The sequence below is a fragment of the Nostoc sp. genome (assembly GCF_036917095.1).
Lineage (GTDB): Bacteria > Cyanobacteriota > Cyanobacteriia > Cyanobacteriales > Nostocaceae > Nostoc.
The window spans coordinates 74,901-93,150 of the sequence record NZ_JBALFH010000002.1 but is presented as its reverse complement, the minus strand read 5'-3'; the positions used below and the strand labels follow the sequence as shown (position 1 = coordinate 93,150).

Below are 18,250 nucleotides of genomic sequence, written 5' to 3'. Positions count from 1 at the left end.
ATAAATGGCGGTAACGAGTTCTGTCCTCCCCAAAGACGCTAACCAACCTGTGGCGATGGAAGGATGAATTCGTTACCGCCAATTTCGATCAATTTTGACTTAATTAGGGATTAATCGCGTTTATACTCTTGCTGGAGGCTTCTTGCGAGGAAATTCTGTTGAGAATACTTTTATTAATTCTACTGTCAGCGATCGCTTTATTCAAATTGACATTCATTAGTCCAGCACTAGCTGCCGAAATATCCAACGGTGCTAAAATTTTCGAGGCTAACTGCGCTTCTTGCCATATAGGTGGCGGAAATATCCTTATCAGCCAGAAGACCTTGAAACAGGAAGCATTGTCAAAGTACCTAGAAAATTATGATAGCGACTCCATCGAGGCGATTATCCACCAAGTACAAAATGGAAAAAATGCTATGCCTGCCTTTAAAGGCAAGTTAAGTCCTGAGGAGATTCTGGAGGTAGCTGCTTACGTTTTTCAGAATGCAGAGCAAGGCTGGTAAAGTAACTGTACCGTATACTTCTTGTGGGGTAGGCATCTCGCCACTAATTAAAGGCGGGTGAGATACCCACCCCACAAAATTGGAGAATTTATTTGTTGGAAATACCTAAGTGTATTTATAGGTATAAGCTTGTAACGAATTTCAAACTTAGTTATATAGAATATGACGAACTAGCGATCGCCAGTTCGTCAACTCCCAAAAAAGATATTTTAAAGATGAATGATAAATTCAGAGTCTTTATCATTCATAACTTTTAGCTTCTTCTTAATCCAAAATCACCAGCGGGTGATTATTGTTCTGAATTAGATTTTTGTCTGTTTTCCTTCACTTCGCGCAGCCGTTCTACTAATTTTTGATCGGATGCAGCGGAGGTTGTAGACTGACTCTTATTTTCAGATAATGGTTTAGAGGTAACTGCTGGTGAGGGCGTAAGTTGATTGCTATTTACTCCCGGTGCAAATAATGGTTTAAGATTACCTGCTGGTGAAGACGCAGGTTGGCTATTTCTGATTGGCAGTTCAGATAATGGTTTGGGAGTAGCTATCGGTGAGAACTCAGGCTGATTGCTATTGACTCTTGGTGCAGTTAATGGTTTGAGAGTACCTGTTGCTGAAGACGCAGGCTGGCTATTTCTGATTTGCAGATTGGGTAATGGTTTAAAAGTAGCTGTTGGTGAGGGGGTAAGCTGATTCTTATTGATTCCCGGCGCAGATAATGATGAAGGTCTTAGCTGTTGAGTAGTTCCAATAGTATTGCTACTGTTTTTTTGGAAAAGCAGGTTAAATGGATAGGAACTGATCTGTTTATCTCCCTTGGGGGATTGCTTGTTAAAGTATTCCCTTGCTTTTAATTTCAATTCTGGGGAAACTAACTTGTCTTGAAACTTGATATCTAAGACCTTGCCATCAGGATCTACCACTAATACACCTAAAACAGCCCCTTCAAGATTCTGCTTATCCGCAGGTAATGTTTGACGAATAACTGGCTTTTGTTCAGCATTCGGGTATTCTCGCTGGACTTCTTTTCTCAGGTTCGCGTAGGAGTCTAGCTGGCCGATCATCGCCAGTTGAGTTCCCTTCGCCGATAAATCGGCTGTCTGGGGCGTGCTTACCCTACTTCCAATTAAAGTATCCCCACTACTTGGAGCTTGTTTTAGAGAAGTTATCAGCGGGTTTGGAGCAATTCTAGACACATCATTACCCGATTGCATCATTTGTGAAGCCCTATTTCCCTGTACTGTTGCAACGGAGGTAGTGTCAGATAAGTTTGGAGATTGGGTATTCCGTAGAATATCATCAGGTATTTGCTGCGACTGCAATACTGGCAATCTATTTACAGGCAGCGGCTTTTGCATAATATCATCAGGTATTTGCCGCGACTGCAATTCTGGGAATCTGTTTGCAGCCAGCAGCTTAGGTGGCTCGTATTTAGTGTCACTGACATTCACACGAGGAACTGATGGAGAAAATTTAACGTTGGTATTGTATTTAGAACTGTCAAATTTAGAGGCGTCAAATCGCAAATTGTCACTAGGAATCATCCGCAAAGTCTGCCTTGAAGGTAAGGAAGAAACCGGATAATTATTCGATGATGGGGATAGCGGAGGCATTCCTAGTTGACCAGATGCCCCTGGTGCCAATGGCGGCAATACACTTTGGGCGTTAAAGTTAGGAGCAGAAAGTGTTGCTATTGGAGGTAATTGTTGTAAACCAACTTGGGGTGTGGTTTGCGGCAAACGGTTTTGGTCGGCTTGGCTCAATTCCAATAATCCGACTGTTTTGGAAGATGCTGTTTCTTTGGGCTTGTTAGACTCCATAGGCATCAATGGCACAAGCATGGCGATCGCACCGTGGATGCCAAGGGAGGCTATAGCTGCTATCCCAATTGGCTGGCTTAAGATATCTGGTATATTTTTCAGCAGGGAGACGTAAGACATAGGTGTTCTCGTTCACTCGACTCAGTTACAGTTGACTAGCGATTTTCTATTTCCGACTATCTTGCAAGATATGGCAAGATATGCATCCCTCTAAAGGGATAATAACTTTCTGTGCTGGCAATCAAAACGCCAAAATTGCCATTTATTCAAGTTTTTAATCAATCAACGATCCCGGATCATATAAATTTGAGTTTGCTAAAGAGATATTTGAGAAATCACTACTTTTGATTTTTTATTCTTATGACGCACACAATTAAAATTTATATTTGCTTTGGGATATTTATCAAGTTTAAGTGAATGCACAAGTCTGAGTACATTAAAACATCTGGTGAAGTTGCCTTGTTTTTTCTGCTGTTTCCCAGTCAACTACGCTTATGTAATAGATGGCACTCTTGCTTGTCCGAGACTACTCCCTATGTGAAAATACTACCACATAAGCAGCCCTAAAACTGTTGCAAATTGCACAATTTTATTGGCATTCTAGCCCTAAAGCTCACGAAAGCTATTTGGGTTTTTATAAAAGGAGTCAGTCATGCGATCGCAATTCTAACTTTTAACTTCTGACTACTTCTTCGTCAAAAAAGTTCAAACCCTCAATCATTGCATCCAAAATTTAAAATGCCGTTACCGACAGTTATTTTGCCTGGATATCTAGAAAGCGCGATCGCATACCGCCAACTAGAACAATTCCTACAACAGTTAGATTTTCCCACGGTTACAGTACCACTGCGACGCCGTGACTGGTTACCCACTATTGGAGGAAGACCTATAACGCCAATTCTGCAACAACTCAATCTTACGATCGAGCACACATTGCGGCAACACAATGCTACTCAAATTAATTTGATTGGTCACTCAGCCGGAGGTTGGATATCCCGCATCTACATGGGCGAAAAGCCTTATTTGGCAAAAGGTAATCTTAAACCATCCCTCTGGGAAGCGCATCCCCTGATTGCTACTCTCATCACCTTGGGTACACCCCATATTAGTCAAGAACGCTGGACGCGCTCCAATCTAGATTTTGTTAACAATAACTACCCAGGAGCTTTTTACAAAAACGTTCGTTACGTTTGCGTCGCTGGCAAAACTATCTTTGGAGAAAGGCGGCCTGGTAGCTGGTTAGCTTACAGTAGTTACCAATTAACCTGCGGTAAAGGCAACACTTGGGGAGATGGCATTACACCCATTGAAGCTGCTCATTTAGAAGGAGCAGAAAATCTGGTGATTGAAGGTGTGAGGCATTCACCAAGAAGTCCTGGGATTTGGTATGGTTCGCCAGAACCTTTAAAAACTTGGGTGCAATATTTGATTTAAAAAACTTATTTTTCTGGGTAATGCAAGATTTATTAATATTTCTTAGCTAAAATTGTAATAAGAATAAATACCTAGTTAAGAACAGGAGGGGTGAGCTATGCAAAGCACCCAGTTCGATAGGATTTTGCGACGAGTAGCGACGATAATATCGTTCGTGATTTTGACTTTGTGCTTAATTTATATCTCTACCGGAGTAATGCTTTCTTTTTACTATGAACCGACAGCAGGCGGAGCTTATAACTCATTGAAGATGATTAATACACAACTGCCATACGGCTGGTTGTTTTGGAGAGCGCATGATATTGCTGGTAACGCGGTAATTGCGATCGCTCTGATTCAAATTGTGGTGATGTTTTTAGGTCGGCAATTTCGCCAGAGTTGGCTGGCTGCTTGGATTAGCGGCATTTTGCTTACCTTAAGTGCGATCGGGCTGAATTGGACAGCGATGATCCTAGATTGGACTCAAGAAGGATACTGGCGTTTTAACATTGAACTAGGAACCATCGAAGCGATTCCTTTTATTGGTGGACAATTGCGCGACATCCTAACTGGGGGTGGAGCGATTAACACAGTTACAATCCAACACCTTTATACAATCCACAGTTATCTAATTTCTGTGGCGACCTTAATTCTTGCCATAGTGCATTTATCTGCTTTACTGTGGCAAGAATGGCAAATGTATCAAGAAGCGCTAAGACCAGAAATTGATAATTTACAACAACCACCAGAAGGCGGATTTATTCCTTCCCAAGGCTAATAAAGAGTGGGCAGGGGGCAGGGAGCAGGGAGCAGGGGGGAAAAGCCCATAAATAAATTTAGGGACTTGATTTTGGACACATTATTTCTTGTGCTATGCATCTCGAAATAAATATTTAACATTAAGCATAAATAAATTTATAGGCTCTGAAACCCTCTATTGCTGGGAAATTACAGCATCTTCTCCCCTGCCCCCTGCCTCCCCATCCCCTCATCCCCCAGGAGCCTCACTAGCGGAAAATTGAGACAATTGGGCGAGGGATAGGTCTTCAACTTCCGGTAACTTTTCTAAAGATAGGGGAGTGGATTGGGTAGCACCAGATAAGCGTTTTAAAAGGCTAGGTCTGGGGTCATGCAACAGGTAAATAATGCGATCGCCAACTTCCCAATCTTGGTTAGCTGGCATTACCTGTAAGCGTTCATCTCGTTCTACCAATAGCGGTATCAACACCCCAGTCCGAATCTTTTCTTGGATGCGATCGCATTGAGTAGAAAATTCCAGATCGTTTAGCGTAGTTGTTCCCAACTTGACGCGCCCATCATTCAGATATTCATTCCAAGTTTTAATTGCTAAATCTGGAATAAAAGCTTGATTGACTTTATTATTAACCGAGGTATTCGCTTGCGGATCGCGGGGGAAAACAGCTAAGACACGCGGGGGTTTAAATTCCTCAGCTGCCCGTTGAGCCAAAACAAAATTCACCTCACCATTACTTGTCATAGCCAAAAAAGTACCCATAGAAGCAAGTCCTGCCTCTTCCAAAACAGCAGCATCAAGCCCACTGCTGGCAATCACCCGCAGATTTTGTGCCTCGGCTTGCACAAGACATTCGGGGTCAGTATCAATCATCACCACGTTTTCTCCCCGTTCTTGAAAGAACCGGGCAATCAAAAGACTCAAGGGATTACAACCCACAATCACTGCCCCAGTTACGTCTTTTGAAGTGATTTGCAACCATTTAGCAACCCAGCCTGCTGTTAGCCCTTGGCAAACAACAGTCATGATAATTGTCAGGAAAACTAAAGCCTTGATGGAATCTCCGCCGTTAATGCCGCGCTGGGTCAAGGAAATCGCAAAAAAAGAAGCGACAGAAGCAGCAACAATTCCTCTAGGAGCAACCCAGCTTAAAAACAGTTTTTGTCGCCAGTTGAGATCGCTGTTCCAGGTACACAAGAGGATATTAATTGGGCGAACGACAAACATTAATACCAAAACAGTTAATAAACTACCCCAACCTAAAGCAAACACACTGGCAATGGATAGGTCAGCAGCTAATAAGATAAATAGCACCGAGACGCTGAGAATTGTCAGCTGACCCTTAAAGCTCCGTAACAGACGTTCTTCTGGGACTGAGGAGTTAGCAAAGACTGCTCCTGCAACTACTGTTGTCATTACTCCCGATTCACTGCGGATGATTTGCGATAAGGTAAACAGGCTCCAAAGTATCGCCAACACCACTAAGTTTTTTAGCTCGAATGACAGAAAACTGGCGCGTTTGAAAATCAAGCTCATCAGATAACCGCCAGCACCACCAATTGCCGCGCCAACACCCAGGCGCATTAGTAAACCGACGATCGCATTAATGGGGTCAGCATCGCCGTTCAAAATGGTATCGAGGACAACGAAGGCAAGGATAGCCCCTACAGGGTCAATTAAAACCCCTTCACCTTCCAAAAGTGTTGCCACTTGCCGATCTACATTGATTTGTTTGAGCAAAGGGCCAACAACGGTTGGGCCTGTAACCACAACTATGGAAGCATAGAGAAAAGCTATGTTCCAAGGAAATTCTCCCAGCCAGTGGGCTGCCATACTCCCACCGAGCAATGTGATCAGCGTTCCTAAAGTGACGAGCAATTGCAGGCTGACTGAAACTCTACCTAACTCTCGCAGATCCAAGTTAAGTCCGCCTTCAAACAAAATTATGGCCGTTGCTAGGGCGACAATAACTTCCAGCCCAGTGCCTAGTAAATGGGGATGCAACAGCCCAATGCCATCAGAGCCAAAGAGGATGCCTAACAGCAATAACAAGACAATGCTGGGTATCCGAAAGTATGCAGCCAGCACTTGGGCGCTAATGCCAGCAAGGACGGCGATCGCCATCTGTAGGGTGATTTCAAAAGATGCTTCCATTTTGTAGATTTTGAGCGATTTCTTTCAAAATCTTTTGTATAAAAATTTTAGATATTAACTCTACAGGGTACAACATCATACCCTTTGTTCATTGCTGAATTTAGCGTTTTTTCTATCTGGGCGTCCCTCTAAATTCCGATCGCCGGACACTGACGCAACCTGCGGCTTCCCGCATAAGCTTCTATGGACTTTTTTACGTGTCTCCATGTCTTTGTATCCTTTTCAAGCTTTTGCCTCCACCCAGTTTAGCCGCCATAAACTTTTTTTGGCAAAAGCTGTTGACAAAGGCTAGGAAATTGGTTACCTTATAAAAGGTCTGAGTCCGATGCCCCCATCGTCTAGAGGCCTAGGACACCTCCCTTTCACGGAGGTAACGGGGATTCGAATTCCCCTGGGGGTACTTAAAAACAATCAAAAAGCAAAAAATACTTTTGCTGGAAATCTGCGAAATTAAACTATCATTCAGGGACAAAACTGAATGATAGTTTAACTATACATAAGGTTCAAAGCTTGGCTAACTCTTCTACACGTTGGTAAATAGCCAGAAGATTTAACCGCAAATCTTTACTCAAGCGATTTTCAATGATTCCTACTGGCATAGTGAGTTTAGGCCAAACTTGAATTGTGTAGCAAAGATTTGTTCCTACATACTCACCGAGGGAATAAGGCTCTAAGCACCAGCTACCAGAAAAGCCTTTAAAATCTCCCTCTACCATGCGAAAATTAATTTCTTTGGGGAAGTATTCTTCTAAATCCAGAACTACCCGCGCACTAAAGTTGAAATTCAGTAAGCGCTGGGAGCCTACTTGCTCTAGTCTAATGCCACCATTGGGATGTTCCATTAGACGACTCTTGGCGAGGTTGGGGAGAAAGTCAGGCAAGGCTTCATAATCTGTCAGAACCTTCCAAATCTGTTCCACTGGTTGGGGGATTTGGACTTTAGCAGTAATTTGCCGCTGTCGCTCTGCTATTTTCTCAATTTCAACTTCTACTTTGGCTGCCAAAGCAACTGTATCAGCAGGCAAATCCCCTTCCAGGTTGGTGTCATCAGAGAGAGACTGGAAATCAGGGTTCTCTGTTGTGTTCTGTTTTTTAGTCACTTTCAGAATTATGGTTTGCTTTCGTCTGAAAATTGGGGCAGAGTCAGGGTGAAGCAAATTTCGCTCTGTTCGGAATCCGAGATTTGGAGACTTTCAACAGCGATCGCTCCATTTAGATGCTGCACTAAAGACTTGACTAAAGCAAGTCCCAAGCCAGTTCCTGGAGTCCAGCGCCCTTTTCCGCGACGGAACTTGTCAAAGATATAGGTCGCTTCTTCTTGAGAAATGGCGCGTCCTGTATTGGTTACCTTCATGATAACTCGATCGATTTGTCGATCTACTTGGTGAGCAGCTTGCAAATGCACGATGGTATCATGATCTGAGTATTTACAGGCATTTGTTAATAACTCTTGAAGAATGCGGTCAAAACTTTCCAGTTCAGTTTGCAGTTTTAGCGATTCCTCTGGTAAATCTACAGAAATCTTTAATCCCTTCTCTGCGAGCTTTTTCTCAAAAGATGCTGCTATATCGTGGATTCTAGTATTTAAATCTATAGATTCTAATTGCGGGGCTTCGTGAGGCGACTCTAGTTTTTGGAGCGTCAACAAGTCATTAATCAAGTTGATTTCTTTTGTACATTCCTGCTCTAGGATATCCAGATATCTAACTTGACGTTCTGCTGCTATTCCTGGCAAACGCAAGTTACGAATTGACATCAGCATGTTTGTTAGAGGATAGCGCAAGCGATCGCTCATGTTGCTCAAGAATTCATCTTTGAGTTCGTTGAGTTTCCGTAGCTGCTCAACATACTGCCGTGTTCTTTCATGCAATTTTGCCTGGAGTTCCAGACTGCTCTGTAGTTTCGCCGTCCGCTCATCTACCAATGTTTGGACTTGGCGCAATGTCTGTGATTGAATTATGGCGTTACTTACTTGAGCACAAACCATTTCCACAAGATTTATTTCTGCTGCTTGCCAATTGCGAGTGACAGCTTGCTGTAGCACCAAGAATCCTAAGATTTTACCTTGACTCTCTAATGGCATTAATAGTACCGCAGGCAATTCCTCTATTGCAAATAATGGAGCAGCTGTCGAGGTATCATTTTGGTCTGTATAGTCATCGAAGATTACAGCTTTTCCAGATTCCATGAAGGCACGCTGGCATAAACCACACTCTGAAAGCAAGAAAGACTCATCTAAGGACTCTGATTTAGTAGTGCGGGAAATTTGTGTTGCCTTAGCCCATTCACCGATTACTCTAGCTTTAGCTTTAGGAATTTGTTTTTTAGCTTGAGTCCTAAATAGTGGATCTGTATATTTAAGTAGTATAAGCAGACCCCGATCTGCCTGTAAAGATTCCGCAGTCGAGGCGATAATTAACTGGAGCATTTGATTAAGCTCCAAGTTGCTACGACTCAGTATAGTTAATTGCTTAATCAAGCTTTGATACTGGTTGTTCTTTTGCAGATCCTGTTGTTGATGAGCAATTAGCTGGGCTTGTGCTACGCGAGAAAAAGCGATCGCGCAAGCTGACTCCACTTCTTTGAGCAATTGTTTTTCTGATTCACTCCAATCATAAGGTTGGAATTTAATCAGATTAATCACCCCATTATTATTGCCACCAAATCGGGTGGGAATTGCCAAAACTGCTTTTAGTGGTAGTGGCAAATATTGACAACCAATTACCAGACTGTTGTGAATTAGAGAAATGTCTTCAATAGTCAATGGTTCAGCAGCACATTGCAGCACTGGCGAGTGCATAAGCAACTGTTCCATTGAAAACATCTCTTCTGGGTGTGGCAACCCTAGATACTCATCAGCACACCAATTAGTAGTAGTCGCTCCCTCGGTTGTCTCACCCGTTACTGAAACCAAGCAGCAGCAATCTACTTTAAAAACAATTCCTAGTAATTGGGCAATATCTTGCAGCATCGATGCCGACGCCGAGGTATTAGCAATGATTTGGTTAATCTTTTGTACCAACTGGCGGGCAGGTTCTTCCTGATGCTGCATCAGCTTAACTTGGTAAGGTTGTAGTCGATCTATGTCATCGACGTAATGTGGCGGCGACGATAAAGGCTTTTTCATTCTTGGCACGCCCTCGGATAATAACACCATTGTTTTTGCACCCAACCTTTTGGCATATTTTTCACCGTTAGTTGTGTTGCTACACCCTGATAATTGATAAATCTTGTATGAATCCTTTCTCTCACCTGTTATAGCCCTTTTCTCTCTCAGATGGCCAAGTTAGCACTGGATCAAGCAAATTGCTACATTGTTACATAAGTAAGTAAATACTTAAGTTATCCTAAGTTAGCTTATTTTTGGCTGCTCTATGTTGAAATAATCTACTAACTTTATCCTGTCTGTAAGTATACATAAACCGTAATTTCTCTGGAATTACAGCGAAATCGCCTTTAAGATCGCGTAAAATCACTTAACTTATTTAATAAATTTTTATGAATTTTTTTTTTAAGCTAGTAGGTTTAACAAGCTACTCTTTTATCTCCGTAACTCTCAGTAAAATATCAATGAAGCTAAATTTTACTAAATTTTAAATGCAGCCCAATTATTTTTACTAATAATTGGGCTGCATTTGCCTAAATATAAGACTATCCAGCCAAACTCTCGACGCTCAGAGGAACCATATCGCCATTCCTCGTCAGTCCTAACAACATTGGTTGTTGGGGTTGAATTAGTTGACCTGTGAGTACACAGCGTTCTTCTTGCTGAGCTGTGGCAGCTATGCTAGCTCGAATGTCGGTTCGCGAAAATCGAGGCTTCCACTCACCTGATTTTTGCTGGACATAATTCCAAAGGATATCTCGGATCAGAGCTTGATATCCCTGATTCCCAGCTATTTCTTTGAGTTTATCTTTGAGTTCCCGCTCTAGGCGGATGCTGGTAACTTCCATATCGGTGGTTGGGGTGCGGGCGATCGTATGCATCACTTTTTCTCCTTAAAGGTATAGACAGGATAGTAATACAAGTGTAGTATGTTTAAAGGAATGTTCAATAGGTGAAATTTTCTGTGAAATCCATTTACCCCATCTCCACTTCTTTTTGCGCTACCAATTGCCGAGCCGGTTGGGAATCAGCTGCTATGGAAGTGGAGTATTTATTTATGGGCGATGGTAGCCGGAATCATGGGCAAATCACAGAGGGTAATTATGAATCTAGATATCTCAGCATTAGTGCGCTGATTGCGAAACCAGAACTAGATGAACAAAGCGGGGGGTACAGGCAAAGAAATACTGTACCGATATGAGACCAGAAAATTTTCCGGTCAATTCTAACCCCCGCTTCACCGAAAACTTGAAGCGGGGGTTTTTTTATAAGGAGTTAAGCTGTGACGATATCTTCCATGCGCGGCGCGAACGCAATGCAAGTGTTAGAGCAATCTGTGGTGGTGTTTTCTCAAAATTACTTACCACTGTGCCGGGTCAATATCAAGCGGGCGATTGTGCTGTTAGTAAGCAACAAAGCTCAACCGCTGGGTTTTAGCACAGAAGGCGGATGGCAAATTCACTCACCCAGTCTGGTAATTGATGTACCAAAACACATTCGCTTGACAATCACTTCCAATGAGCGGATGTGGAAAGTTCCGCCCGTGAATCGGCGGGAAGTGTTGCGACGAGATCATCACAGTTGCCAATATTGCGGCAGCGCCAAACATTTAACGCTAGATCATGTGATGCCGCGTTCTAAAGGCGGTTCTCACACTTGGGATAACGTAGTCACAGCTTGTGAGAGATGTAACTCCCGTAAAGGCGATCGCACCCTGTTTGAAGCTGGTATGCAACTGCGTACCAAACCAAAAGCACCAATGCACCCCGCGATTTCTTTTGCCGAACAGTTTTGGATAGATATGCAAGCAAACCTGGAATAACAGGAGAGCATAAGGAATGCTGAAATTAACTTACACTGAAAGCAGTTTTGATTTGGAATGTCTCACTCTGTCGCTAGAAGAATGGGTAGCACAGCGAGTGATTTTAGCCCTGCGAGTTGGGCAAGGTTTATGCATTGAACCCAATACCGCTTCCTTTTTGCTTCCTGTTGATTTGCCAGGAGTAGAAGTACTCAGGGCTGAGGTAAAAAGAGATGACAGAGGAATCATCGCCCTCTGTGCTTGCGATGCCGAATATATGGAAGTCACCCTGCGGGGTTCTTGGCTATCAAATAGTTCTAAGGATGCTGTCGGTGTGTTCGTTACCACTATGAGCGATCGCGCTGAGTTCTTTTTGCACAAACTTTGGCAAGAAGCTCAAGAAAGTAGTGCTTCTGTCATGAGTGAATAAACGAAATAGTAGGGTGAGGAGAATTTCTCACCTTTATTGCTCCATTTGTAGCAATTCGGGAATTGTCACAAATCGGTAGCCTTGCTGTTTGAGTCCACTGATGATTTGTGGCAAAGCTTCTACAGTTCTTTGGCGATCGCCACCACCGTCATGCATTAAAACAATAGAACCAGGTTTCGCGCCTTTCAGGACATTATTTACAAATGCCTGCGGTTTGGCGTGAGGATCGGTATCAGCTGAAGTTAGCGACCACATAATTACAGCGTCTTTCTGGCTTTTGGCGTAAGCGGCTAGTCCGTTATTTAAAAAGCCTCCAGGAGGACGAAACAGAGCAGTTTTAACTCCTGTGGTTTTGTATATCAGGTCGGCTGTGCGATCGATTTCACTCTTGGCTGTAGCTTCATCCATTCGCCGATACCAATGATGCCAAGTATGGTTGCCAATGGCGTGTCCCTCGGCTACCTCACGCTTGGCTAGGTCGGGATTTGCTTGCAAAGCTTGTCCTACCCAAAAAAATGTCACCTTAACATCATTTTGCTTCAGGATACCCAGCATTTCTAGGGTTGTCTTCGGCCAGGGCCCATCATCAATGCCTAGAGCAATAACCTTCTCGTTATTCCTGGGATGCACCTGATAAACAGTTTTTCCTTGAAATTTAGCTGGGATTGTAAAGGTAGGGTTTTCTACTTTGGCTGGCGGTAGTTGGGCATTAATTTGGCCCTTTGCTGGATGAGCTTGAACTTGTGCAATATGGATTTTGCTTAAAGGCTTGTTCAACCCCAGTTGTGGGGTGATACTACAAGCTGTAATCGTAGAGGCGATCGCGACAATACTAATTATCTGTTGTCGCTTCAAGGAGTTGTCTGTCACGTCAGGCTTTTAAAGATCAACCAATCATAAGCTGTAGTTTTAGTTTTCAGAGGGTTTAGCAAGGTCAAATCTAAGCGCAGAAGCTTTTCTAGACAATTTCAAAAAAACTTTCTAAAACCCCTTGACACCTCTTGTAGTATTTTGTAGTATATTTGTAGTGAGGCGAAAGACAAAGCTTCTCAAGAGTCAAATTTATGTTCTACATCCAACTAAAGGACAGGCGTTGGAATAAACCAAAGTCCCCAGTCAACAAAGCTGTTTCTACTTGTAAACCATCGGCAGTAGAGGCAATAAACGAAAAAAGTTCTAAGTTTGCACTCATCAAAACCACTGAATACATCCGTAATACATAACAGGCTTGCTACCTAGAGTGTTGGTTGTTTTCCTAACAGTTTCTAACAGTAAATTTTCTGAACCTTGAAAACTAAATAAGAAATGGGCAAGTTCACCAACAAAATCTGTGCCTAAAAACCTAAAAGTTTAGGCACAGATTCCCAAAAATCGGGGTGTAGCTCAACTGGCTAGAGCGTTCCGTTGTCTGCGGAAATGTTGCGGGTTCAAGTCCCGTCACCCTGGTTGTAGTCCTGTAGGCGAATAGTTTAAGCCGTCAGTTTCTCAAACTGAAGATTGCGAGTGCAAATCTCGTCGGGACTCCCAAATGGTCAGGTAGCCAAGTGGTTGAAGGCGTTGGTCTGCAAAACCGATTAGCGCGGGTTCAAATCCCGCCCTGACCTCTGTCGCAGCGTAGCTTAATCAGCAAAGCCCCAGGTTCATACCCTGGTATATGCGGGTGCAAATCCCGCCGCTGCCACCAAATGCAGGGATGGTGTAACGGTAACACCTCGTGACTCCAAATCCGATGTTCTAGGTTCAAATCCTAGTCCCTGTGTCAGACAATTTTAGATTTTAGATTAATAAATTTAATCCAAAATCTAAAATTCGGTAAATTATGCCCTCGTGGACTAATGGTTAAGTCAGTGTTCTTTCAAAGCACAGATGCGAGTTCAATTCTCGTCGAGGGAATGATTATGGGTCGGTGGCCGAGTCTGGCTGAAGGCGACAGTCTGTAAAACTGTTCTTTTTTGCACGCAGGTTCAAATCCTGCTCGACCCACTATGGAGAGGTGGCTGAGTGGCTGAAAGCGTCCTCCTGCTAAGAGGAAACGGGTAGTTAATATCCGTCGCAGGTTCAAATCCTGTTCTCTCCGTTTTGAGAGTGTGGTGTAACTGGATAACATCTCAGTCTACGAAACTGAAGACGTGAGGGTTCAAATCCCTCCACTCTCGTTACATGGGAGAGATGATGGAGTGGCTAATTCGAGTTGAATTAAACCAGTCCACTGGGTAAAACCTATCTCTCCTCCTTATCCCCCGGTAGCTCAGTTGGTAGTTAGCGCCTGTCTGAAGAACAGGAGGTCGTCGGTTCGATTCCGACCTGGGGGGCTTCGTTGCCTCATAGCTCAACGGTAGAGCAAGCGGCTGTTAACCGCGCGGTTGTAGGTTCGAGTCCTACTGAGGCAGCCAATCATTGCCGGGTGGACGAATTGGTAAGTCGCATCGCTCTGAACGATGAGGTTGCAGGTTCAAACCCTGCCCTGGCAATAAAGCCCTGTGGTGTAATTGGCAACATAGCGCCCTTTGAAGGCGAAGATTCCAGGTTCGAGTCCTGGCGGGGCTGCCAAACTTGCTCTTGTAGCCCAACTGGAAGAGGCTGCCGTCTCAAAAACGGTATGTTGTGGGTTCGATTCCCACCAAGAGCACCAAAATTTGCTCCTGTAGCCCAATTGGAAGAGGTGACAGACTTAAAATCTGTTTGGTTGTGGGTTCGACTCCCACCAGGAGTACCAACGGGATGTAATTCAGCGGCCAGAAGCCATGCTTTGGGAGCATGGAGTCGCAGGTTCAAATCCTGCCATCCCGATATGCCCCTGTGACGGAACTGGCATACGTGCTGGAATCAGAGTCCAGATTTTGCAGGTTCAAATCCTGTCAGGGGTACTAAGCTCTCGTGGCGGAACGGAAGACGCACTAGACCGAGGATCTAGTTTTTGCAGGTTCAAATCCTGTCGGGAGTACCAAAATATCTGAGTGTAGCCCAGTTGGGAGCGCGGGAGTTTTGGGAACTCCAGGTCGCAGGTTCAATCCCTGCCACTCAGACTTTGCCCTTGTAGCCCAACGGAAGAGGCGCTTCGCCTAGAACGAAGAGGTTGCTGGTTCAAATCCAGTCAGGGGTATTGGTGAATATGCGGGGATAGAGCAACGGTGGCTCGTGGGGCTGCATAACCTGAATATCGGCAGGTTCGACTCCTGCCCCCGTCACCAAAATTAGTGCTGGTGTAGCTCAATTGGCAGAGCAACTGACTTGTAATCAGTAGGTTGCAGGTTCAATTCCTGTTACCAGCTTGATACGGGTGTGATGTAACGGCAGCATGAGACGTTTCCACCGTCTTCGTGCGAGTTCAAATCTCGCCGTCCGCTCTGAACATTGCGGGTGTGATGTAATCGGTAGCATCTGAGTACGCCATACTCAGTGGGTGGGCATAATTGAACCTAAATAATGATAAATTTGTTCTTATTATTTAGGTTCAATTCATGAACACTCATCATACAAAAGGAAAAGCAGACCTAGCTGTAGCGAAAACCATAGCTGATTTGACTGTTAAAGGTTATGTAATTTTCACCCCTTTGATTTGCGAACACTTGCCATTTGATTTAGTAGCATGGAAGGAAAATAACTTTCTGAAAATCCAGGTTAAATATTCTAGCATTGGGCGAATTTTCGCTAATACATCATGGAATGATAAGCATGGAAATCATAAACGCCAGTATCAGAAAGATGATTTTGATTACTACGCCATTTACTTACCAGATAAAGATCGGGTTATTTACCCCAGTTTTGATTACCGAGGTATCATAATTAGAACCGATCTACCCAATATTAGTTCTCCTTTTTATTGGTGGGAGGACTTTCTCGAAATTAAATCAAACGTTTTCAACGGGAATATTAAAGATTTTCAACGTCAAGCAAGCCGAGTAAAAATGAAAAGGCGTTATTCGGCAAGACCTAAGTCTAGAAAGGTTGAACGTCCATCTAAAGAAGAATTACACGAGCTAGTATGGACTAAACCAACTGCTCACATAGCTCAAGATTTTGGTGTAAGTGATAAGGCAGTAGAAAAATGGTGTAAAGCTTATGAGATTGAGAAACCTCCTAGAGGTTATTGGGCAAAACTTTATAGCAGTAAATAAACTGAGTTTGTAGATTACGATTGCACTATGTCTAACAGCAGGCTACCCCAACGCGAACGAACTGTTAACTGGTAACTTATTTAATAAAGTTTGGGGGTTTAAGTCCCCTGCTTATGGAAGCAGCGTGTTTTGTGTCGGGGTTTAAATCCCCGTCACAAAACGTAATTGCGAATTGCGAATTGCGAATTGGTTTAATGGGTCTGTAGCTTAACTGGGAAAGCGTCTGCCTTGCAAGCAGAAAGATGTCGGTTCAAATCCGACCAGTATCCACTTTTGGTGTCTGAAGCCAAAGTGGTCGAGGCGCTGGTTTGTGGAACCAGTCATAGCGGGTTCAAGCCCCGTCAGATACCCCTGAATGGAAGATGCTGCTGAATGGACGGCAACCAAGCTTGAACCTTGGAGTACGGGCAACTGTAGGGGTTCGATTCCTCCATCTTCCTCTTTTTCCACCTGAAGCCGAAAAGCGAGGCGCTGTGCTGATAACACAGAAATAGGAGGGGCAGTACCTCCCTGGTGGATTTATATCTAATGTTGGTATTACAAATTGCACTTGCTCATTTTTTTTTCAAATTAACTAGGGTGGTTGGCATACCGGCTGTGCAGCGGGCTTTTAACCCGCAGAAATAGGTTCGACCCCTATACCACCCACTAAATAATTAAAAATTTAAAATTTAAAATTCAAAATAAGAAATGCAATCTTAGTTAGCCTTTTGGCAATCGCTAATATGCAACTTGAATGCACTTGGGTTATGAATAGGAACTAGCGATCGCTAGTTCAGCATGTTGCAATAGTATATCTTTATCCAGAGCACTTACGGGATATTGCGGTGTTACTGCCAATAGTTTCTCAATTCTTTCTCTAGCTGCTTCTACGACTGCTTCATCTAAGCTACCGTTACTGAGGGAATCTACGAAATCTTCAGCAATCCGATAAGTTCTTTCAATAGATGATGAATTAATATTACGCGACACAATAAACAGATCGCAGCCTGCATTAAATGACCGCGCCACAGTACCAGCTTTCATGAATATATCTGAGATCGCTTTCATATCCAAATCATCAGATACAACTACTCCCTCAAAGCCAAGTTCCTCTCTAAGTATGGTTTTGAGGATAGCCTGAGAAAGCGTTCCTGGCACATCAGGATCTATCTTGGGAAATAAGATATGGACAGTCATAATCAAAGGAATCTGTACTTCGATTAAGGTTTTAAAGGGTATAAGTTCTCGAAGTCGCAGGTCTTCTAGAGTTAAATTCAGTATTGGTAGCTCAATGTGAGAGTCTTTACTGGTGTCTCCATGTCCGGGGAAGTGCTTGGCGCATCCCAAAATTCCTGAATCTCGAAGTCCAAGGTAATAATCACGCGCACCTTGAGTAGCAGTTTCGGGAGTGTTACCAAAGGCGCGAGGCCCAATCACAGGGTTGTGGGGATGGGAAAAAATATCTGCTACAGGTGCCCATGATAAATTTATTCCCAGTGATTTTAGTTCTAATGCTGTGGCTTTTGCTACTTCATAGGCGTGCGATCGCAACAACAATGCATGAGGAAATCGCGTAATTGGCATTGGTGTGCGAATTACACGACCTCCTTCATGATCCAGAGTCATAAACATTGAATCACGTTCAGCATATTCTCGTATCTGGTCGTTTAAATCCTTGAAGCTTTCTAACCAAACCTGATATGGAGTGCCATCCAAAAAGTTTTTAGCAAAAAATATCACCCCAATCGGCTTTAATTCACTGAGTGCGCGTTTATCGTCATCGCTTAGTGTAGTGCCGGAAATACCTAAAATCAGGTGATGTCCAAAGTGTTTTAGCTCCTGCGATCCACTCATAATCTTTTACCTAACTGAGGTGTTTAATAGCAGTCTATAATCAGTACCCTAGATATTTTCTCAGATTAGATACACGGATTCACAAAGAAATCAACTACTTTTGAGATTAGCTATTTTCTGTCAAAGGAATTACTTTTGTTTCGCTAAATTTGCTGCACCTAAATCTAGATAAAATACTCGCTATAACCTATTGCCAACAATGGTATTAGTAATTTTGTTGGGTAGTTATGTGTAGGTAAAATTCCCTTTGATAAAAGTTTTTTGGGGAAGCGATCGCACAATAACTGCCAAATGTAACAGATTGCAACGTATAATGAGA

The 18,250-nt window shown here is 43.3% G+C and carries 15 protein-coding genes and 27 tRNA genes; 34 read left to right on the top strand and 8 right to left on the bottom strand.

Features of this window, described 5'->3' with window-relative positions; translation table 11 throughout:
- Positions 1-158: 158 nt before the first annotated feature.
- On the top strand, positions 159-503 hold the full coding sequence (gene petJ, locus V7L01_RS00820; protein ID WP_335030996.1) for a cytochrome c6 PetJ: 345 nt from the start codon (positions 159-161) through the stop codon (positions 501-503).
- A gap of 289 nt (positions 504-792) precedes the next feature.
- Here the strand turns inward: petJ and V7L01_RS00815 are convergent, their stop codons facing one another.
- Positions 793-2,439, bottom strand: a complete 1,647-nt coding sequence (locus V7L01_RS00815) for a hypothetical protein (protein WP_335030994.1) — start codon at positions 2,437-2,439, stop codon at positions 793-795.
- Positions 2,440-3,057: 618 nt separating this feature from the next.
- On the opposite strand from V7L01_RS00815, the gene V7L01_RS00810 reads away from it, so the two are divergent.
- Entirely contained in the window at positions 3,058-3,753 is a 696-nt protein-coding gene (locus V7L01_RS00810) for an esterase/lipase family protein (protein WP_335030992.1), read from the top strand.
- Between the two features lie 97 nt (positions 3,754-3,850).
- Entirely contained in the window at positions 3,851-4,510 is a 660-nt protein-coding gene (locus V7L01_RS00805; RefSeq protein ID WP_335030990.1) for a cytochrome b N-terminal domain-containing protein, read from the top strand.
- A gap of 210 nt (positions 4,511-4,720) precedes the next feature.
- On the opposite strand, the gene V7L01_RS00800 is transcribed toward V7L01_RS00805, so the two are convergent.
- A complete protein-coding gene (locus V7L01_RS00800) occupies positions 4,721-6,640 on the bottom strand; it encodes a cation:proton antiporter (RefSeq protein ID WP_335030988.1) in 1,920 nt (639 codons plus the stop codon).
- A gap of 327 nt (positions 6,641-6,967) precedes the next feature.
- Between V7L01_RS00800 and V7L01_RS00795 the strand changes: the two genes are divergently transcribed.
- A tRNA-Glu gene (locus tag V7L01_RS00795) sits at positions 6,968-7,040 on the top strand.
- A 103-nt stretch (positions 7,041-7,143) separates the two neighbouring features.
- On the opposite strand, the gene V7L01_RS00790 is transcribed toward V7L01_RS00795, so the two are convergent.
- From V7L01_RS00790 to V7L01_RS00780, 3 genes are all read right to left on the bottom strand, one after another.
- Positions 7,144-7,740 carry an SRPBCC family protein gene (locus V7L01_RS00790; protein WP_335030987.1) on the bottom strand — a complete coding sequence of 199 codons (597 nt, stop codon included), beginning with the start codon at positions 7,738-7,740 and terminating at the stop codon, positions 7,144-7,146.
- Positions 7,741-7,748: 8 nt separating this feature from the next.
- Positions 7,749-9,767: a sensor histidine kinase gene (locus tag V7L01_RS00785; RefSeq protein WP_335030985.1), complete on the bottom strand. Its 2,019-nt coding sequence runs from the start codon at positions 9,765-9,767 to the stop codon at positions 7,749-7,751.
- A gap of 524 nt (positions 9,768-10,291) precedes the next feature.
- Positions 10,292-10,627, bottom strand: coding sequence for a hypothetical protein (locus tag V7L01_RS00780; RefSeq protein WP_273765967.1), 336 nt, complete (start codon positions 10,625-10,627; stop codon positions 10,292-10,294).
- Between the two features lie 71 nt (positions 10,628-10,698).
- Between V7L01_RS00780 and V7L01_RS00775 the strand changes: the two genes are divergently transcribed.
- From V7L01_RS00775 to V7L01_RS00765, 3 genes are all read left to right on the top strand, one after another.
- Positions 10,699-10,947, top strand: coding sequence for a hypothetical protein (locus V7L01_RS00775; RefSeq protein WP_335030983.1), 249 nt, complete (start codon positions 10,699-10,701; stop codon positions 10,945-10,947).
- Positions 10,948-11,061: 114 nt separating this feature from the next.
- Positions 11,062-11,568, top strand: a complete 507-nt coding sequence (locus tag V7L01_RS00770) for an HNH endonuclease (RefSeq protein ID WP_335031037.1) — start codon at positions 11,062-11,064, stop codon at positions 11,566-11,568.
- Positions 11,569-11,584: 16 nt separating this feature from the next.
- On the top strand, positions 11,585-11,977 hold the full coding sequence (locus V7L01_RS00765) for an alr0857 family protein (RefSeq protein WP_335030981.1): 393 nt from the start codon (positions 11,585-11,587) through the stop codon (positions 11,975-11,977).
- 33 nt (positions 11,978-12,010) lie between these two features.
- Here V7L01_RS00765 and V7L01_RS00760 read toward each other — a convergent pair whose 3' ends face one another.
- Positions 12,011-12,847: a polysaccharide deacetylase family protein gene (locus tag V7L01_RS00760; RefSeq protein WP_335030979.1), complete on the bottom strand. Its 837-nt coding sequence runs from the start codon at positions 12,845-12,847 to the stop codon at positions 12,011-12,013.
- Between the two features lie 199 nt (positions 12,848-13,046).
- A complete protein-coding gene (locus V7L01_RS00755; protein WP_335030977.1) occupies positions 13,047-13,169 on the bottom strand; it encodes a hypothetical protein in 123 nt (40 codons plus the stop codon).
- A 180-nt stretch (positions 13,170-13,349) separates the two neighbouring features.
- On the opposite strand from V7L01_RS00755, the gene V7L01_RS00750 reads away from it, so the two are divergent.
- From V7L01_RS00750 to V7L01_RS00620, 27 genes are all read left to right on the top strand, one after another.
- Positions 13,350-13,423: transfer RNA gene (locus tag V7L01_RS00750), tRNA-Asp, on the top strand.
- Positions 13,424-13,427: 4 nt separating this feature from the next.
- A tRNA-Glu gene (locus V7L01_RS00745) sits at positions 13,428-13,504 on the top strand.
- Between the two features lie 3 nt (positions 13,505-13,507).
- Positions 13,508-13,581 (top strand) — tRNA-Cys (locus tag V7L01_RS00740).
- 4 nt (positions 13,582-13,585) lie between these two features.
- Positions 13,586-13,661, top strand: a tRNA-Met gene (locus tag V7L01_RS00735).
- 3 nt (positions 13,662-13,664) lie between these two features.
- A tRNA-Trp gene (locus tag V7L01_RS00730) sits at positions 13,665-13,736 on the top strand.
- A 63-nt stretch (positions 13,737-13,799) separates the two neighbouring features.
- A tRNA-Glu gene (locus V7L01_RS00725) sits at positions 13,800-13,870 on the top strand.
- 7 nt (positions 13,871-13,877) lie between these two features.
- Positions 13,878-13,960 (top strand) — tRNA-Tyr (locus V7L01_RS00720).
- Positions 13,961-13,964: 4 nt separating this feature from the next.
- Positions 13,965-14,054 (top strand) — tRNA-Ser (locus tag V7L01_RS00715).
- A gap of 4 nt (positions 14,055-14,058) precedes the next feature.
- A tRNA-Arg gene (locus V7L01_RS00710) sits at positions 14,059-14,133 on the top strand.
- Positions 14,134-14,214: 81 nt separating this feature from the next.
- Positions 14,215-14,289 (top strand) — tRNA-Phe (locus V7L01_RS00705).
- 6 nt (positions 14,290-14,295) lie between these two features.
- Positions 14,296-14,370, top strand: a tRNA-Asn gene (locus tag V7L01_RS00700).
- Between the two features lie 5 nt (positions 14,371-14,375).
- Positions 14,376-14,448 (top strand) — tRNA-Gln (locus V7L01_RS00695).
- 3 nt (positions 14,449-14,451) lie between these two features.
- Positions 14,452-14,527 (top strand) — tRNA-Gln (locus tag V7L01_RS00690).
- A 5-nt stretch (positions 14,528-14,532) separates the two neighbouring features.
- Positions 14,533-14,609, top strand: a tRNA-Leu gene (locus V7L01_RS00685).
- 6 nt (positions 14,610-14,615) lie between these two features.
- Positions 14,616-14,693 (top strand) — tRNA-Leu (locus V7L01_RS00680).
- Between the two features lies 1 nt (position 14,694).
- Positions 14,695-14,767 (top strand) — tRNA-Pro (locus V7L01_RS00675).
- 3 nt (positions 14,768-14,770) lie between these two features.
- Positions 14,771-14,844, top strand: a tRNA-Leu gene (locus V7L01_RS00670).
- A 4-nt stretch (positions 14,845-14,848) separates the two neighbouring features.
- Positions 14,849-14,924: transfer RNA gene (locus tag V7L01_RS00665), tRNA-Leu, on the top strand.
- A gap of 6 nt (positions 14,925-14,930) precedes the next feature.
- Positions 14,931-15,003, top strand: a tRNA-Pro gene (locus V7L01_RS00660).
- Between the two features lie 4 nt (positions 15,004-15,007).
- Positions 15,008-15,080, top strand: a tRNA-Leu gene (locus V7L01_RS00655).
- Positions 15,081-15,176: 96 nt separating this feature from the next.
- Positions 15,177-15,249, top strand: a tRNA-Thr gene (locus tag V7L01_RS00650).
- Positions 15,250-15,254: 5 nt separating this feature from the next.
- Positions 15,255-15,324 (top strand) — tRNA-Gly (locus tag V7L01_RS00645).
- A gap of 114 nt (positions 15,325-15,438) precedes the next feature.
- A complete protein-coding gene (locus V7L01_RS00640) occupies positions 15,439-16,095 on the top strand; it encodes a group I intron-associated PD-(D/E)XK endonuclease (RefSeq protein WP_334852329.1) in 657 nt (218 codons plus the stop codon).
- A gap of 196 nt (positions 16,096-16,291) precedes the next feature.
- Positions 16,292-16,365 (top strand) — tRNA-Ala (locus V7L01_RS00635).
- A 6-nt stretch (positions 16,366-16,371) separates the two neighbouring features.
- Positions 16,372-16,445: transfer RNA gene (locus V7L01_RS00630), tRNA-His, on the top strand.
- Between the two features lie 7 nt (positions 16,446-16,452).
- Positions 16,453-16,535: transfer RNA gene (locus V7L01_RS00625), tRNA-Ser, on the top strand.
- Positions 16,536-16,672: 137 nt separating this feature from the next.
- Positions 16,673-16,743 (top strand) — tRNA-Lys (locus V7L01_RS00620).
- Positions 16,744-16,842: 99 nt separating this feature from the next.
- On the opposite strand, the gene V7L01_RS00615 is transcribed toward V7L01_RS00620, so the two are convergent.
- Positions 16,843-17,931, bottom strand: coding sequence for a glycoside hydrolase family 3 protein (locus tag V7L01_RS00615; RefSeq protein WP_335030975.1), 1,089 nt, complete (start codon positions 17,929-17,931; stop codon positions 16,843-16,845).
- Positions 17,932-18,250 lie beyond the last annotated feature (319 nt).

What these genes read in the sequence shown, in the direction of transcription:
- V7L01_RS00815 (WP_335030994.1), bottom strand. Translation starts at nt 2,439, where the DNA reads ATGTCTTACGTCTCCCTGCTGAAAAATATACCAGATATCTTAAGCCAG.
- V7L01_RS00810 (WP_335030992.1), top strand. Translation starts at nt 3,058, where the DNA reads ATGCCGTTACCGACAGTTATTTTGCCTGGATATCTAGAAAGCGCGATC.
- V7L01_RS00805 (WP_335030990.1), top strand. Translation starts at nt 3,851, where the DNA reads ATGCAAAGCACCCAGTTCGATAGGATTTTGCGACGAGTAGCGACGATA.
- V7L01_RS00800 (WP_335030988.1), bottom strand. Translation starts at nt 6,640, where the DNA reads ATGGAAGCATCTTTTGAAATCACCCTACAGATGGCGATCGCCGTCCTT.
- V7L01_RS00785 (WP_335030985.1), bottom strand. Translation starts at nt 9,767, where the DNA reads ATGAAAAAGCCTTTATCGTCGCCGCCACATTACGTCGATGACATAGAT.
- V7L01_RS00780 (WP_273765967.1), bottom strand. Translation starts at nt 10,627, where the DNA reads ATGCATACGATCGCCCGCACCCCAACCACCGATATGGAAGTTACCAGC.
- V7L01_RS00770 (WP_335031037.1), top strand. Translation starts at nt 11,062, where the DNA reads ATGCAAGTGTTAGAGCAATCTGTGGTGGTGTTTTCTCAAAATTACTTA.
- V7L01_RS00765 (WP_335030981.1), top strand. Translation starts at nt 11,585, where the DNA reads ATGCTGAAATTAACTTACACTGAAAGCAGTTTTGATTTGGAATGTCTC.
- V7L01_RS00755 (WP_335030977.1), bottom strand. Translation starts at nt 13,169, where the DNA reads ATGAGTGCAAACTTAGAACTTTTTTCGTTTATTGCCTCTACTGCCGAT.
- V7L01_RS00640 (WP_334852329.1), top strand. Translation starts at nt 15,439, where the DNA reads ATGAACACTCATCATACAAAAGGAAAAGCAGACCTAGCTGTAGCGAAA.
- V7L01_RS00615 (WP_335030975.1), bottom strand. Translation starts at nt 17,931, where the DNA reads ATGAGTGGATCGCAGGAGCTAAAACACTTTGGACATCACCTGATTTTA.